Genomic DNA, 19,158 nt, shown 5'->3' on the forward strand with positions numbered 1-19,158 from the left:
ATCGGCGTGTTGTCCTCGAAGGACGATTGCGTCCTCCGAAGCAAGGGCTCCGGAGGATTTTTCATAAAACGTTGCGGTGACCGGCTAGTCCAGCGCATCGAACAAGTCATCGAACGCCTGCAGCGATGTATCCGGGGCAGGGCGTCCTCCATCGGACGCGACATTCGGCGCGGATCGCGCGTCCACCGGCGTGCGATGCACGGCCGCGGGGAGACCCGAATCGCCGCCGTGCGGACCGTCGAGATACGCGGCAAGCCGCGCCGGCGTCGGGTGCGAAAACAACATGGTCAGGGCGACCTGCGTTCCACACAACTGCGTCAACCGCGCGCAGACCCGCACGGCGGCCAGCGAATGACCGCCCAGCGCAAAGAAGTCATCGTCGGCCCCTACTCGCGTCACGCCAAGAACGGCACCAATCGTCTCCGCGATCAAGGCCGTCATGCCCGTCATCGGCATCACATCGCCGGTATCCGCCGCATCGGTACGTTGCTTCTGGGCAGCGATGCCGTCCCTGGCCAATTGCAGCAGCACTTTACGGTCAAGCTTGCCATTGGGTGTCCGCGGCAAGAACGTCACACGACAGGCGGCGGACGGGATCATATAGCGCGGCAGACGGGCCATCAACGGCGTGCGCCAGTCAACGTCAACGTCGGCATTGGCAGATGCGTCCCCTTCGCGAATCAGCAACGCCACCAGCCTCGCCTGCGCGTCGGCATCCGCGGCCACCGCATCCGACGTTCCCATCATGCCCTGCGTATGCGCCGCGACTGCAATGCCGTTCACGACGACAACAGCGGCATCGCGAACACCGGGAATGTCGCGCAATGCGGTCTCGATTTCCTCCAGTTCGATACGATAACCACGGAGCTTGATCTGCTGGTCGATACGGCCAAGGCATGCAAAACCCTGCACGATGTCCCCGGCCACGGTCTCGCTTTCTTCGACGCGCCCGAGATCACCTGACCGGTACATCCGCGCGCCAGGCGCACCGAATGGATCAGGCACGAACCGCTCGGCCGTCAGCCCCGGACGACCGAGATAGCCGCGTGCAAGATTGTCCCCGCCAATACACAATTCCCCGACGCCGCCGGACGCCGTGGCCTGCCCGCTGGCGTCGCACAGTCGCACCGTATTTCCTGGCAGTGCCGGACCAATTGCCACCGTGGCATCCTGAGCTGGACGTGTGTCACGCTGCCACGACCCGTCATCGCCGAACGGTGCAACCGGCGGCAGGGTTGCAGACGTCATGGCAGCCGCGACCAACATGCCACTGGAGTAAATCGTCGTTTCCGTGGGCCCGTAAAGATTCCACATCGTCACGCCACGCTGCCGCAAAGCCGCCGCGACATCGGCGGGAAGCGGTTCACCGGCACTAAGGCCCAGCAACCGCCCGCCGTTGCCAGCCCCTTCGCCGAGCGCGTGACGGCGCCAGCCCGCTTCAAGCAACAAGCGCCAACCGCTTGGCGTGGCCTGCATGATCGTCGCGCCGCTGGCATCGATGATCGCGCCCAATGCGGCACCGTCACCCAATACCGCGTCGTCCACGAGACCCACCGTTGCGCCCCGTAAAAGCGGCAGGCAGAACTCGGTGAGCGAGATATCGAATGATGCCGTCGTCGCCGACACGAAAAGATCGTCGTCCCGCTGGCCGATTGCGGCATCGACGCTCCTCAGCAACCTGTCCAACGCGCCATGCGGGACCGCTACCCCTTTGGGACGCCCCGTAGAGCCCGATGTAAAGATCACATAGGCCAACTGCTGCGCATCACACGGCGCGCTATCTTGCGTTACTTCTTCGGCTTGCGGGATGCGATCGGGGCACGGCGCCACATCGATGACGGCACGATGCGCGAGCAGGCCATCAAGCGCCGCGCGACCGGTTTCATCCACGATCACATGCGCGACGCCCGCTTCATCGAGCATCGCGGCAAGCCGTGCCGGCGGCAAGAGCGGGTCCATCGGCAGATAGACCCCGCCCGCGCGCCAGATCGCCAGCATGCTGGCGATCAATCCTGGCGTGCGGCGCATGCAGACAGCAACCGCGCCTTCCGGCGGCAGCCGATGCCGCGCGAGATCGCCATGCAGACGCCGCAGCCAGCGAGCCAGCCCGGCGTAGTCGAGCGCATCGCCATAAGCGTTGACGCCATCGTAGCCCGCCTGCATCCCATTCTCGGTTCCAATACGCGTCAACGAACGTACAGCGACCCGCGAAGGCATCTGCACCGCCAACGCCTCGACACGGGCGACGACCGATACCGCTCCCTCCACGCCGCCACCGAGCGTGTCGGCAACGATCGAAGGCGATGCGGCAGACCATGCCGACGCCGGCGATCGCGCCTGAGTCACGACATCGCTCGCGGGCGCATCGGCGGCATTCGACGACGGCTCGACGCTCAAGTCCCCGACATATCGGACCGCGCGGCGATGTGCGGCCACGGTGACGGCGCCAGGCGCAACACCGGAGGCCTCTCCCGGCGTCATGGCGCCCATGTCGCTATCGAAGACATCGCCATCAGGCGCGTCGCGGTCGTCCGTTACCGGCTCGGCGCCCAATCCAGCGAGTTGTATCAGCAACGTGACGTACTGCGCATGTAACTGCCGGATTTGCACCGAATCGAGACGCGCCGTCTGCCAGCTCCAATGCACGATCGCACCACGCTTTTCGCTATCGTCACGTGGATCACCGAGAGCGACAGGTTGCCCCGGTCGATCGTCCGCGGTGTCGATACGGGATGGCACGATGGTCAGGGTCAGCGGATAGTGCGTGCGCTCGACTGCGTCGACCGCATCAATGCGCAAAGCCGCGAGTGCGCTCTTGTCGGCATCGACGCCGAGACGTTCCCCGGCAGCGGCCGACGGCACCTGACGACGTGACACCGGGTAATTCTCGAAGACGACCAGACTGTCGAACAACGCATCGCCGCTACGGCCGGCCCATTGTTGCAGTTCGGTAAGCGGCGTGTGCGCTACGTCGCGCATCTGTAAGTTGTAGCGTTGCAAGCGCTGCAACCAGTCACGCAACGGCATGTCTCCCGGCGCATCGATCAACACGGGCAAGCTATTGATGAACAAGCCAATCATCCGGTCAGCGTCCGGCAACGTTGCCGGACGTCCGGATACCGTCACCCCGAACGCCACGCCGCGCTTCCCGCTCAGACGCGACAGGAGCACCGCCCATGCGCCTTGCATCACTGTATTCAACGTGACATGCGCGCGTTGCGCCGCTCGACGCAGCGCCGCATCAAGGGTCGAATCAAGATGCATCACGAGTTTGTCCGAGGCCATGCCCGCGACGACCTCGTTCGAGGCGCGCTTCGATGCGTTGATGCTGGCGTGAGCGACGGCGCCAACGCGCGGCGCGGCCAGACTGTTACACAGCGTGCCGGGATCGTCGACCTCGGCGAGACGCGCCAACCACCAATCGCGTGCCGTCGGCTGTCCGGACAACCACCGTACATAGCCACGATAGGAAGGCGCCGGTGCGACGCGAGGCAACGGCGTCTCCGGTTGTCCGCCTTGCCGTGCGGAGGACCGGCGCAGATGCGTCTGGTACGCATCAAAAACGTCGTTCAGCAGCTGCGCGCCACTCCATCCATCGGTCAGCACATGGTGATGGGTCCGCACGAGGTCGTGTCGCCCGTCGGGGCGGCGGAAAAGATGGACCCGCATCAACGGCGCACGTGTCACGTCGACGCCGGCGGCGAGATCCCGGGTTCGCCAGTTTCGCAATGCCGCATCGTAATCGGGACGGTCACGCCAGTCATGCACCTCGAACGGCAGCGTTGCTTCGCGCAGTACGATTTGCAGCGCGTCTCCACCATGGCCCCATTCGAATTGCGTGCGCAGCATGTCATGACGCGCGACGACGCTGCGCCACGCCTGATGCATCGCGGCCACATCCACCGCTCCCCCCAACGTCAGTTGAACCTGGTTGATGTAGACCCCGGCACCTTGCTGCAAAGTGCTGTGATACAGCATGCCTTGCTGCAATGGCGTGGCGGGATAGATATCGGCGATCTTGGAGATATCCACCACCTTGCGCGCACTTCCCCCCACCCCCACGGGCTGCGATAGTTGGCGCCGAACCGCGCGCCAGCCGTTCTGGTCTAGGCCGGAAAGCGGGAAGTCCGATGCGGTTGCACCAGGACGAGCGCGCAGGCAGTGGTCGATCAAGTCGTCGACTTGCCGAGCGAACGCCGCGACGATCTGATCCAACGCTTCGACCGATATCCGCGCCGGGTCATGGCGCCATCGCACCTGTAATTCATCCCCGCTCACCATCGCGTTCAGATCGAGCGCATGTTCGAGAAAAGCATGCTCGCTGGTGCTCTTGCCGGCCGCATCGCCGCTAAAGGCAAACCGCGCGTCATCCGACAGTGTTTGATCGAAGCGCCCGAGGTAGTTGAAGCTGATCGGTGGCGGCGACTGAACGGATGCCGACGCGCCACTCGCCGGCGTGCCACACTCATTCACCATCTGCAGCAAGCCCCAATGGAAACCCTTGTTCGGCACTGCCCGAAGCGTTTCCTTGACCGCGATCAGCGAAGTGGCGCCCGCGTCCGGATCGTCATCGACGTTGGCTCCGGCATTGGCGGCCTGTTCGTCGGCGGCAGGCGAGACTTTGAACACAAGCGGGAAACGTGTGGTGAACCAGCCGACGGTACGACTCAGATCCACGCCATCGATGAGGTCCTCGCGTCCATGTCCTTCGAGTTCGATCGGCACCTCGGCGACATGCGCCCATTGACCGATGGCCTGCACAAGCGCAGCCAACAGCAGTTCGTCGGGCCGTGTGCGATAGGCGCGCGGCACCTGTTGCAACAGGGCACGCGTGCGCGTGGCGTCCAGGCGCCATTCACGCACGACGCTGTCCCGCATCAAGCATGGCAAGCCCTTGCCGGCAGTGAAAAGATCGTGCGCGCGAACATTGCCCGCGGTGTCACCCGATGGCGCGGCGTGCGCGCCTTGATGGGATGCCCACCACGCGGCTTCACGTTGCACATCGTCCGCACATGCATGGTGATATAGCGCACCAACCCACTCGCGCCACGGTGTGGACGGCTCGGGCAACACGACCGGCTCATCTCGCTCGGCTTGCTCGTAGGCTTGCTGCAACTCGTCCAGCAATACACGCCATGACACGCCGTCAACCGCCAGATGGTGGATCGCCAACAACAAACGGGTTTCCGGCATCGCGGCCACTGGCACCGCATCGGCGGCATTGCCGGCAACGTCGAAATAGCCGATGCGCCAGATCGGCCCGCGTTGCAGGTCGAGGCTGGCTTGCACACGCTCTCCGGCCGCTGCCAGATCATCCCAATCGCGCAACGTCTGGCGACGGATCAGATCGTCTTCCCGAATGGCACGCGGGGCGACCCATTGCCGCCAACCGTCCGCATCACTACGCGTAAAGCGCAAACGCAGCGCATCGTGGCGCAGTCGTAGTGCCTCCACCGCGCGGGCCAGGGCACTGATGTCCAACACACCCTTGACGCGCAGCAGGACGGACTGATTCCAGTGCGCCTCGCCATGCGGATAGCGCAGGAAAAAGCGTTGCTGTATCGGCGTCAGCGGAAACGGCGACAGATCGTCGTTCAGTGACTGCAACGATGACTGCCGTGGGTGCTGACCGCGCGGGTCATGTGCAACCCCGCGCGGGAGTGTGGCGTCTTCATTGGTGCCACCGGTGTTTGCAGCGGGCGCCGTGGCATGCACGGCCGTCCAGCAGGTGACCTGTTGTGCCACGGTCGGCTGCTCGAAGATCTGTGTTGGTGTCAGGACCCATCCGGCCTCGCGGGCGCGGGCAATGATCTGCAAGCTCTGGATCGAATCCCCTCCCGCTTCGAAGAAGTTCTCCGTCACCCCCACATCCTCTCGTCCCAGCACCGCACGCCAGATCCCCAGCAACGTCTGCTCCTCATCGTTGCGCGCCTGCGTCCTCTCTCCACCAGACACCCCCTCCTGCACCAGCGGCAACGCACCGCGATCCAGCTTCCCGTTCGGCATCGACGGCAACTTCTCCAGCACCATCACACTCGTGGGCACCATGTACGACGGCAGCTTGCGTTGCAGCACCTCACGGATCACCCCACCATCCAAGCCCGCACGCACCTGCCCTTCTACAACACCTTGACTCTCGCCCTCTCCCTCACCCGCCACGTACGCCGCAAGACGCTGTTGCGCTCCCGTCCCCGTGACAATCACCGCCGCCTCTCGCACCCCCTCACAACTGCGCAACGCCGCCTCGATCTCTCCAAGCTCGATGCGCTGACCACGCAGCTTCACCTGCTGGTCCAGGCGACCCAGGAACCCCACGCACCCATCCGCCTGCATGCGACACAGGTCCCCGCTTCGGTATTGCCGCGCACCAGGCGCACCATACGGATCCGGCACGAAACGCTCCGCCGTTTGCGACGCATGACCCAGGTAACCCCGCGCCACCGTCGGCCCGCCAATGCACAACTCCCCCAACCCGCCAACTGGCGCGATATCACCAAACGCGTCCAGCACCCGCGCCGTGCGACCAGGATACGTAATCCCGATCGGCACCGTCGTCGCGCTCGCGTCCGATGCCTGCGTGCGCCGGTACAGCGCCGCAACCGTCGTCTCCGTCGGTCCGTACAAATTGTCCAGCGCGATATCACCCAACGCACCACCCTGCCACACCGCCAACGCGTCACCGGGCAACGCCTCTCCTCCCACCGTCACCTGCCGCAGCTTCAACAACTCCCGCGCCGGCGCATGGTGCTGCCATTGCTGCCACAGCGCCGTCGGAATCCGCGCGAACGTGACACCCCCCCCCACCAGACGCGCGCTCAGACTGCGTAAATCCCACGGCTGCTCGCCGCGCATCTCGATCCTCGCACCACGCAACAGCGCCGGAACGATCTCGTGCAAGGCCACGTCGAAATTGATCGTCGACGAATGCAGCACCACATCCTCGGCCGTGATCTCATAGGTCGACAGGAAATCCTGCAAATGCACCCACAGCGCTTCATGCTCGACCGCCACACCCTTCGGTCTGCCCGTCGAGCCCGACGTGTACAGCACGTACGCCAGTTGCGACGGATGCAGCGCCGCAACCGGCGCCTCCATCACCTCCTCCCCCTCGCACGCCGAACCCACATCGATCAGCGTCACCTCATCGAACAGGCTCGCCACACCCCGCACGCTCGCCTCATCCCCCACCACCTGCGCAATGCCCGCGTCCTCGCGCATCATCACCAGACGCTCCAGCGGATAGCTCGGGTCCAGCGGCACGAACGCCCCGCCCGCGCGCCAAATCCCCAACATCCCCGCGATCAGCGCCGGGCCACGACCCACGCACAGTCCCACCCGCGTCTCCGCGCACACGCCCGCCGCGCGCAGTCGCAACGCGATCCGGCCAGACCACGCCTCCAGCGCTCCGTACGTCAGCGAAGTCTCCAGCGGCACACCCCCATCCGCTCGCCTCCCAAAACCCGCGCCATTGCCACCCTCGCAACGTACCGCCACCGCTTCCGGTGTTCGCAACGCCTGCGCGCGCAACGCCGACACAACTGACTCATACGGATAGCAGTGCGGTTCCCGATATGACGATGACGCCCCCCCTTTCGTGCTTGGCAACACCGCGCGGTCGCCCGCCTCGTTCAGCGGCAGCAGATTGATGTCCGCGACGACAGGACGGGTGGCTCCCGCCAACGTGCTATGTGCGAGCCGCATCAGGACCGTGCGGTAATCGGTCGCCAGTTGCATCACGGTGTCGCGATCCAGACGCGCACCGTCCCATGACCATTCGAGCGCGATGCGGCCACGCCGCGGCATGACCGCCAGTGCAAGCGGATAGTGCGTGGCATCAACCGCATCGACATGTGTGATGGCCAACGGCCCATCGCTGTTGGCATCGCGACCCGCCTGGCCGCCGCGCGCGTCGGACACGGTGGCGTCAAGCGGATAGTTTTCGAAAACAAGCAGGGAATCGAACAATGCATCACCGCTGCGCCCCAGCCATTGCTGGACACGCGCGAGCGGCGTCGACGCCATGTCACTCATTGCGCTCAGGTGTTGCTGCAGCGCGCCCAGCCAGTCTCCCAATGGCGCGGATGGCGCAACGTCGAACAATACCGGCAGCGTGTTGATAAACAGGCCGACCATCCGATCCGCCCCGGGCAGATCCGACGGACGACCCGACAACGTCGTCCCGTACGCAACGCGTGTGCGATGCCCATACCGCGCCAACACGATCGCCCAGGCACCCTGCATGATCGTATTTAACGTGACCCGATAATCGCGCGCTGCCTGGGTCAAGCCATCCGACAGTCCCGGCGGCAGTTGCTCACGCGAGGTCGCAACGCCCGGCACGCGCGCCTGTGGCGCGGGCACGCTTGGGATCAGTGTGGCGGGCAACGCGTCCTCGCCGGTCGCCGCGATGTTCGATGCGCCAACGTCATGGTTTTCTCGATGCAAACCACCCAAGGCATGCCGTTCCCACCATTCACGCGTGGCGGGATCGTCAGACACGCGATTCACCCGCGTGAGATAAGTACGGTAACCGGGTACCGATGCAAACGTGCAAGCCACCCCGTCCAGTCTGGCTTGGTAGTCGCGCAGCACTTCGCCGAACAGCGTGGCCATGCTCCAGCCATCCAGCAGCACATGGTGATGGGTCCAGACGATATCGGTCACACCGCCGTCTTGTTCAAAAACCGCGATACGCATCAGCGGCACGGCGTCGAGTGCCATGCCTTTTTCGAGATCGCGGGCGCGCCATGCAGCCAAGGCCGTTGCGACATCGGCGTGATCACGTCCACGCCAGTCGTGGACGACGTAAGGCAGCGGGCCATGCCGCTGAACGACCTGCATCGGCGCGCCACCGTGTTGCCACAGGAAGCGGGTACGCAGCATTGGATGGCGGATCATCGCGGCAGCCCATGCCGCGTGAAACACCTCGGCATCAAAGCGGCCGCGCAACGTCAGGTGAAACTGATTCAGGTACGCGGCGTTTTCTCCACCCGCCACCGAATGGAACAAAAGGCCACTTTGCAACGGGCTCGCCGGATATACGTCGTCGACATGCTCCGGCACCAACCCCAACGCCCGCCAGGTGCGATGCACCGCACCTGCGGCATCCGCATTTCCATCCGCCGCCACGTTAGCGGAAGCGGTCACCGATAGCGCCGTATCCGGTTTCCCGGCATGCACGTCGGCGCTTTCCGAATGACGTGCCACATCATCGGACTCGGTGGATCGCGTCACGATGGCCGCGTTTATCGGTTGTGCGCGGGCGGACAACGCGGCAATCGTCGGCGCCTCGAACAGTTGGCGAGGCGTAATGACCCAGCCCGCCTCACGGGCTTGCGCGACAATTTGCAAACTCAAGATCGAATCGCCCCCCACGACAAAGAAATTGTCGTGTCGATCGATCTTCACTTGGCCCAGCACCTTGCGCCACACCGCGGTCAGCACGGCCTCCGCCGGCCCGACCTCGACGTCCAATCCAGCCGCCTGCGCCCCACGCTGCGATTCGTCGGCGTCGGCTGTCTTACCCTGGCCCTTCGCATCGGTGACGATTTCCGGCAACGGCAAGGCACGGCGATCGAGCTTGCCATTCGCCGTCAGTGGAAATTGGTCGATGATGACAAACGCCGACGGCACCATATGGGCGGGCAAACGCTCCGACAGCCAGCCATGCAACGCTTCACGATCATATCGCGGGACATGTGTACCGTCGTTGTCGCCGCCTCGTGTACCGGTGTTGCCATCGCGTGGTACAACATAGGCGATCAACCGCGCCGGATGCGCTTGCAATGCGCCTGCCGGCGCATGCGCCCTTTCACGCGCTGCGTCGCTTCCTTGCTTCGCCGCGCCATCCTTTGCACTACCTGGCGGGGTGCCATCGGCCGATGTGCGCCCCTCCGAGACGATGATCGCCGCTTCGCGCACCGACGGATGTGCCTGCAGCGCCGCCTGGATCTCCCCCAGTTCGATGCGGTAACCCCGAATCTTCACCTGATCGTCGTTGCGGCCCACATAGCACAGCAACAGACCCGCCGACTCGCTTGACCCCATCTCACCCCCCGCCGAGCGCGCATCGGCCCCTCCGCCTGGCTCACCCGCCTCGAATCGCTGCGCCCGTCCCAGATCGCCCGACCGATACGCCCGCGATCCCGGCGCGCCCGCTTCATTCGGCACGTAACGCAGCGCCGTCAGCGACGGTCGACCAATATAGCCGCGCGTCACGCCCGCTCCCCCAACCAATATCTCTCCCTGCCCACCCTCCGGCACGACGTTGCCCTCCGCATCGCACAGGCGCGCCTCCCAACCAGGCAACGCTTCACCGATCACACTGCGACCACTGCGCGCCGACGCGCGCAACAACGCGTCGTCCAGCACACGCCACGTCACATGCACCGTCGTCTCCGTGATCCCGTACATGTTCACCAGCAACGGCCGCACACCCCGCGCGCTCGCGCGCTGCGCCCACTCGACGATCGACCCCGCATCCAGACGCTCACCACCAAAAATCACCACTCGCAGACTGTCCAGCGTGTTCTCACGGTCTTCCCGCGTCAGTTGCGCGAAGGCCGACGGCGTCTGGTTCAGCACCGTCACCCCCTGACCGCGAAGCAAGGCATGCAAGGCCGACGGCTCACGCGCCGTCCAATGCGGCACCACCACCAGTCTCCCCCCATGCACCAGCGCACCAAAAATCTCCCATACCGAAAAATCAAACGCGTACGAGTGGAACAGTGTCCACACATCATTCTCGTCAAACGCAAAACCACCCGACGTCGCTTCGAACAGCGACGACACATTCCCATGCGTTACCCCCACACCCTTCGGCTCACCCGTCGATCCCGACGTGTAGATCACGTAGGCCAATTGCGCAGGATGTACCGGCGCGTCGATCCTTTCTTGCACGGCACCGGACGTGCCCTCCGCAAGTAACGCATCGATATCCAGCAGTTGCTCACACGGCACGCCCCCCCCCGAGCCGATAAATACGTCAACGCTGGCCTGGTCCGTCAATACACAATGCAGCCCGGCATCGGCGGCGATATAGGCAATGCGGGACGCTGGATAGGCAGGGTCCAGAGGGACATACACGCCACCCGCCCGCAACACACCAAGCAACGTCGCGATCAACGCGGCACCGCGTTGCATGGCAACGCCGACGCGCGTTTCCACTGTCACGCCCCGCGCGCGAAGGGCGCGCGCAATGGCGGCGGATGCCAGCGCGAGATCGCGGTAGCGCCAATCGCTTTGCGCATGCGTGCCGTCCGCCGGCAACGTCACCGCAAGCGCGTCCGGCCGGGTCATCATCTGTGCAACGATCCGGGCGACGAAATCGTTGTTATTTTCAAGATGATGTCGATGCCCACTCGCGCCATCCGAGGCCCTCGCCGATGTCATGGCGAGAGACGTCAACCGTTCATCGGCGCCGCCGCCAAATTGCCAATGCGCCAGCGGGAGATCCTCCGGCATGCCATGGTTGGCGTCGGCCCCCGCCCACTGCGTCAACAGCCCCACCAGCGCGTCGGCCATCGCGGCAACGGTCGCTTCGTCGAAGACGTCGCGTGCGAATGTCCAATCGATAGACACTTCGCCGTCAGCGATGTGCTTCGCCGCGTTCGACGCGGTCACGTCCGGCATCGATGTCCGCGTATCCGCGGACATCGATGCATCCGGTCCATTCGATGCCCCACCTGGCACGGAATGCATGTCGCCGAACTGCACCATCAGGTCGAACTGCGCCTCGCCACTGTCGACGGGCGAGACGCATGCCCGCAGCCCCTCACCAAAAGCGGTATCCTCCGCAAAACGTTGCTGCTGATTCACCAGTACTTGAAACAGCGGCGTACATGTCAGGTCGCGCGCAGGACAAAGCGCCCGCACCACTTTCGCAAACGGCAATGCCTGATGTGCATGCGCATCGAGTACGCGGTCCTTGACCTGCGCCAGAAGGCCCCGCAGTGTCATATTGGCGCGCATCCGCGCACGCAACGCCACGGTATTGACAAAAAACCCGACGATGTCAGCCGCCTTTTCCGCATCGCGTCCGGCGAGCGGCACACCAATCCGCAGATCCCGCTGGCCGGTATAGCGATACAACAGCAAATCAACCGCAGCGAGCATTGCCACGAACGGCGTCACACCGCAGCGTTGCGCGAGACGTCGCACGGCACGTACTGCATCCGGGGGAACGCGCCGTTGCAGGCGACCACCAGGCCGCCCCGCGGTATCGGCCGCCCGTGCGTGATGCTGCCGGTCATAAGGCAACGCCATTGGCGCATCGAGTGAATGAACGCCGTCCGCGGCCTCATACGCCGACGTCAGGGCGTCGCGCCAATAGGCCAGTTGCGCCTCGTCGTGCGCCGCCACGTCGAGGCGATGTTGAATATGGTCCCGATAAGCGGCGATCGCCACCTTCGCCGCCGAGCGTGTCACTGCCGTTGCGCTCGGCTGGCCTTGCCCATGCCTTGCCTCGGCCACGCCGGCCAAGTGCCGATATATCCGTGCGAGATCGCGCATCAGCAAACCGACGGACCAGTCGTCACCGATGATGTGATGCATCGACAGATGCAGCAGATGCGCATCGGGGGCCGTGCAAATCAGCGTGGCGCGCACCGGGGGCTCCGCCAGCAGATCAAATGGCTTGCGGGCACATTCACGCAAATATGTTTGCACTCGCGCCGGCACCGATGCCGATGCCGATGCCGACACATCATGCGACGTCGGCGAAACGGATTCGCCAACATGTGCAGTGTCGGACATGTCCACCTTCGAGAGCGTCAACCGCGCATCAGCGTCCACGTATTGGACTGGCACGCCCCCGTGTTCTCCACCTTGCATCGAAAAACGCATCCGCAGCGCCGGATGGTGTAGCGGCAACTGCGCCAGCGCCTGCGCGAGCGCGGTGGTATCGAGCGTGCCCGTCAGTTGAATCGCACCGTTGATGTTGTATGCCGATGCCTGCGGGTCCAATCGCCACAAGAACCATAGCTGCGTTTGCGATGGCGACAAAGGCATCGCTTTCCCGTCTTCATCGTCAAGCGCGAACGGATCGGCGGCGCTTGCCTGCCAGATGTCATCGCCATCGGCCGCCGCGGGGGTCGTATCCTCCATCGTTTCTTTGTTGGACACCATGGACGATGCGCGCGTATCGTCACCATGGTTGACAGGCTTGTCGCCGTCCTCCGATACGTCAGGAAGCGGCTGCCCGAACATCGCGGCACGCACCACAACGGTAAATGCCGCCAAGGTCGGCCGATCGAACACACTGCGCAACGGCGGTGCCTTGCCGAACGTCTCACGCACGGCGGTAAGCATCCTGACCGCCAGCAGCGAATGGCCGCCCAACGCAAAAAAATCGTCATCCACGCCAACGCGTGACACCTGCAATTGTGTCTGCCAGATATGGGCAATGGCCGCTTCGATGGGATCGCGCGGCGCACGGTAGGTATCGATGTTATCGCTTTGTATCATCGTCGACTGCGTTTGCTGGCTATGTGGATTCGCTCTTTCGTTCACATGGGCTTTCGCCCGCTCCTCGCCCGGCTGTGGCAATGCCCGCCGGTCGAGTTTGCCGTTGGTGGTCAATGGGAACCGATCCAGCTTCACGAATGCCGAGGGCACCATATGCACTGGTAGACGTTCGCGAAGCGACTGGCGCAATGCCGCCGCATCGACACCACTATCGCATCCGTCAACCGGAATCCAGTACGCGAGCAACCGCGTCTCGCGTGTCGCCGCGCCATCCTTTGCACTACCTGGCGGGGTGCCATCGGCCGATGTGCGCCCCTCCGAGACGATGATCGCCGCTTCGCGCACCGACGGATGTGCCTGCAGCGCCGCCTGGATCTCCCCCAGTTCGATGCGGTAACCCCGAATCTTCACCTGATCGTCGTTGCGGCCCACATAGCACAGCAACAGACCCGCCGACTCGCTTGACCCCATCTCACCCCCCGCCGAGCGCGCATCGGCCCCTCCGCCTGGCTCACCCGCCTCGAATCGCTGCGCCCGTCCCAGATCGCCCGACCGATACGCCCGCGATCCCGGCGCGCCCGCTTCATTCGGCACGTAACGCAGCGCCGTCAGCGACGGTCGACCAATATAGCCGCGCGTCACGCCCGCTCCCCCAACCAATATCTCTCCCTGCCCACCCTCCGGCACGACGTTGCCCTCCGCATCGCACAGGCGCGCCTCCCAACCAGGCAACGCTTCACCGATCACACTGCGACCACTGCGCGCCGACGCGCGCAACAACGCGTCGTCCAGCACACGCCACGTCACATGCACCGTCGTCTCCGTGATCCCGTACATGTTCACCAGCAACGGCCGCACACCCCGCGCGCTCGCGCGCTGCGCCCACTCGACGATCGACCCCGCATCCAGACGCTCACCACCAAAAATCACCACTCGCAGACTGTCCAGCGTGTTCTCACGGTCTTCCCGCGTCAGTTGCGCGAAGGCCGACGGCGTCTGGTTCAGCACCGTCACCCCCTGACCGCGAAGCAAGGCATGCAAGGCCGACGGCTCACGCGCCGTCCAATGCGGCACCACCACCAGTCTCCCCCCATGCACCAGCGCACCAAAAATCTCCCATACCGAAAAATCAAACGCGTACGAGTGGAACAGTGTCCACACATCATTCTCGTCAAACGCAAAACCACCCGACGTCGCTTCGAACAGCGACGACACATTCCCATGCGTTACCCCCACACCCTTCGGCTCACCCGTCGATCCCGACGTGTAGATCACGTAGGCCAATTGCGCAGGATGTACCGGCGCGTCGATCGACATCGCATCGTCGCCGTCGATTGCCTGTACATCAGCGGATGAATCGCCAGGGCTCTTAAACGTCACATCAACGACAATGCGTGGAACGTCAGGCAACAGCGCCGAAAAACGTTCGACCAAGGCCGGATCGACAATCAACGCATCAAGGGCGGCGTCACGGCCGATATACGCCAGGCGTGCATCGGGATTCTCGGGATCGAGCGGCACATACACCGCACCGGCGCGCAACACGCCCAGCAGCGACGGCACGAGGTGGATATCACGCGGGAGCGCGACACCGATGCGAGGCTCCGTCCCTGCCTTGCTCTGCACAAGCGCCATAAGGCAGCGACGCGCGATCCGCGCCGATACGTGCATCAAGGCGGCGTAATCGAGATCCGTTGTCTCCCGCGACGCGGCCTGCTTGCCATGATCGTCTTGCATGGCCTCGATGCCACGCGGTGCGACGTCAAGGGCATTGCCGCGTCCTGGTCCGTCGGATGACGCACTGAACGCCGTGATCGCGACACACTCAGCCCTTGCCACGGCCTGTGCCGCGATACGCGACATCACCGACTGGAAGGCGACGGGCGTCGAAGTGGAAGGCAGGCAGTCCGACAGCGATCCTGATGCCGCAACCGGCGACAATGCACGTTGCGTAGCAGTCGCGCTTGCCAAGACGTCGCGCACGCACACCTTGTGAGAGGACGCATCCTGGCCCGCGCGTTCGATCACGGATGCCACGAGTTGATCCAACATCCCATCGAATGCGCCAGCCATACGTCGAATCACCGTCCCATCACACGTCTGAGGTTGCCAACGCCAGGAAACGCGCAACGCCGCGCCGGGGCCGGCACGATCGGTAACGCCGTCGTTTCCTATTAGATGCGCGGGAGCGACCACGATCGTCAGTGGCAGATGCGTACGGTCGCGCGCTTCAATCGCGCGCACCCGCGGACCATCCGGAACCCTTGCCGCATCGCCTCGCAACCGGGCGTCCAACGGATAGTTTTCCACCACCAGCGTGCTGTCGAACAGTGGTGCGGTCGGCGCACCAGCCCACTGCTGCAGATGCTGCAACGGCGTGTGCGCAACCTCATGCAGGGACACGCTCGCGGATTGCAGATCGCGCAACCACTGTATCAATGGCCGTGTCCGTTCCACATCGATCCATACCGGCAGCGTGTTGATAAACAGTCCGATCGTCCGATCACTTTCCGGCAATGCCTCGGGACGCCCGGACAACGTGACGCCGAAAACCGCCTGCGTCCTGCCGGCATATTGCGTCAACACCAACGCCCATGCGGCTTGCAGCAACGTGGACAACGTCACTTGGGCACGAGACGCGGCGTGCATAATCCGTTGGTGACGCACCGTGTTGATGTCGTGGCATACGCTTGCCTCGCTGACATCGGCTGGCTTGATCGAGCGCCCCAAGGGCAACGCAGCGATATCAGCAACCATGGCGGGTGCATCGCGAGCCGCCAGGCGTGCTTGCCAGAAAGCATGGCCATCAGGCTGCGCGCCACGCCAAGCGACATAGTCCGCGTAACTGCTGGCAGCAGGCACGTAGTCCAGCGAATTGCCGGCAACCTTTGCTTGATACGCTTCAAGCACTTCGGCGATCAACTGCGCCGTGCTCCACCCATCGGTCAAGACATGATGGTGGGTCCACAGCAGATCCGCCGCGCCATCGGGACGCTGGAACAGCGCCACGCGAAATAGCGGCGCATGGCGCGTATCGATTCCGCGCGCCAGATCGGCATCGCGAGCCGCCACGTAATGCGCCTCATAATCCGTCCGCTCCCGGTAGTCATGAACCGTCCATGGCACCGCCACATCAGAAGCGACGACTTGCCACGCGTCACTGTCGCTCGGCCAGTCAAACGCGGTACGCAAGACCGGATGACGATCCAGCACACATTGCCAGGCCTCTCGCATCAAATCCGCCGCGACCCCATCCAGCGTCAGACGCAACTGCCCGAGATAAACGCCCTGTGCCGCGTCACGCATCGCGTGGAACAGCAGCCCCTGTTGCATCGGCGTAGCCGGATATCGCATGGACGTCGCTGGGGTTGCGTGCTTCGCTGGCTGTGGCGCGCCAACCCGATGTCCCGTCACCGTCGCGTCGGCTGGCGCGCTTTCCTGCGGCGCCGGTGCGTGCGGGGTAACGTTCACGTTGTTTCCGGACACCACTGTCGTGGTCGTCGCGGACGTCGCTGTCCCCGCGGCCCCCGTCGGCGTATCGATCCGCTGCGCCACTTGCGCGGCACCCGCGACCGTCGGATGCGCGAACATCTGCTTCGGTGTCAGTTTCCAACCCACACGTCGCCACTTCGCGATGATCTGCAAACTCAGGATCGAGTCGCCGCCTATCTCGAAAAAGTTGTCCTCCATGTCGATATCATCGCGCCGCAACACTTGTCGCCAGATCGCAAGCAATGTCGACGCGGGATCGTTCTGGTTCGTATCCACTTTCTGCATCGCCGCGACCGATGTCTGCCCGGAGGGACCGCCCGCAGTCGGACTGTTCTCACGCGCGACGGCCCCGTGTACCTGGGCCATCGCGCGTGGCAGTGGCTTGGGATCGGGTAGCGCGGCGCGGTCGATCTTGCCATTCGGCGTCACCGGAAGCACGGGCAATACTTGCAGCGTCGATGGGACCATGTAGTCGGGCAAGCGCGACGCGAGCAGCGCGCGCATGGCATCGATGTCCAGGTCCGCCGGACCGGCTAGATACCCATGCAATTGCGGCGGCGCATCGCCATCGGCCCGGGCGATCACAACCGCGTCCCGGACATGATGCAATCCGCGCAGTTGCGCGGCGACTTCCTCCAATTCCACCCGATAACCGCGAACCTTGACCTGGTCGTCGATACGTCCGAGGAACAGGAAGGCCCCATCCGCCAATCGACGAACGCGGTCGCCAGTGCGATACAAGCGCAAGCCATCAGCCTGGGCTTGCATCGCATCACGAGCGCGGCTGGTCTCGTTCGCGGCCTCGCCCTGGATCAGCGAACCTGGCACGAAACGGGCCGCGCTAAGCGATGGTTGGTGCAGATAGCCGTCCGCGACACTGGCGCCACCGATGCAAAGCTCGCCCGTCTGTTCACCGTCGAGCAGCGTGCCATCATCGCCGATCAGGCACGCGACAACGCCGGGTAACGGACGGCCCAGCGGAACGGTCACGCCGGGAAAGGTCTTTGTAGATAGCGCCGATCGATCCGCTCGCGTCTGTTGCATCGATTCCATGGACAGGCCCGCGTCGGGTCCCGCCGCGTCATCGATGGCATGCGTGACCAATGCCGGATCGACCTCGTGGGTCAGCACCCCAACGGTGCTCTCGGTAGGACCGTAATGATTGATGACGCGACAAGCTGGACGCAAAGCGAGGATGCGCGCAACCAGTTGCCAGGCGCAGGGCTCGCCCCCTAGCACGACACACTGCCTCGGCAGCACATCCGCGGGGTTGGCCGCCTGCAGCAAGCCATTCAAATGACCGGGAACGATCTTGATCAAATCAATGCGGGCCGCGCGCATGTACGCGGCGAACTCATCGGCATCGGCAGCGAGATCGGCGCTCACGACATGCAGCGTCCAACCATGCCATAGCGCGCCGAACAGCACGGTATGTCCCAGGTCCGCGGCCGGTGTAGAGATCCACGCGGCGCTGCCTATCGATGATGCCGGCAGCCGCGTGGCCACGCCGTCGAGGTAGGCATGCAGCGCCCGGTGCGATATCGACACACCCTTCGGCCGCCCGGTGGAACCGGACGTATAAATGACATACGCTGGCCAGGGCGCCAAGATATGACTATCATCCACGCGATCGACCGTCCCATCGAGACCGTCCGCCACGCCGGAACCCGCGGCGTACCGATCTGAAGGCCCGGTATCAGCGATGCCCGCCGCCACGACCACCATATTGTCCGGCAACCAGTCAGGACGTTGTGCGCCGCGCGTGATGCATGCGCGCGCGCCACTGTCTGATGCCTGGTATTGCAAACGCACCGGGGGCATGGCCGGATCAAACGGCACGTAGCACGCGCGCAAACGCCAGACCGCCAGTACCGATGCGACAAAGTCGGCGCTACGAGGCAACGCGAGCGCCACGCGTGCACCGGGCGTCACGCCTGCATCCCTCAGGCGCGCCGTGATTCGCGCAACCTGTCGCCCGAGCGCACGCCAATCCAGACGCGTGGTGCCGTCGACGATGGCGATTGCGTCCGGCCGATCGCGCAGATGCGCGGCAACACGGCCCAGGATGGAGGCCGCCATCGCCGCTTCGCCGTGCCCCGGGCGATCGGTCAATCCGTTCACATCGTGTGACGGCGACAAAAGTTTCGACGGGTTCGGGTTTTGCATGATCGATATTCCAAAAATAAGCGTTGCTACGGCGAC

The 19,158-nt window shown here is 64.2% G+C and carries 1 protein-coding gene; it reads right to left on the reverse strand.

What is annotated here, in order from left to right; genetic code table 11:
- Positions 1 to 84 precede the first annotated feature (84 nt).
- Complete coding sequence (locus SJQ66_RS09165; protein ID WP_320533967.1) at positions 85 to 19,122, reverse strand: non-ribosomal peptide synthetase; 19,038 nt, start codon at positions 19,120 to 19,122, stop codon at positions 85 to 87.
- Between the last annotated feature and the right edge of the window lie 36 nt (positions 19,123 to 19,158).

This window comes from Robbsia andropogonis, from assembly GCF_034047095.1.
Lineage (GTDB): Bacteria > Pseudomonadota > Gammaproteobacteria > Burkholderiales > Burkholderiaceae > Robbsia > Robbsia andropogonis.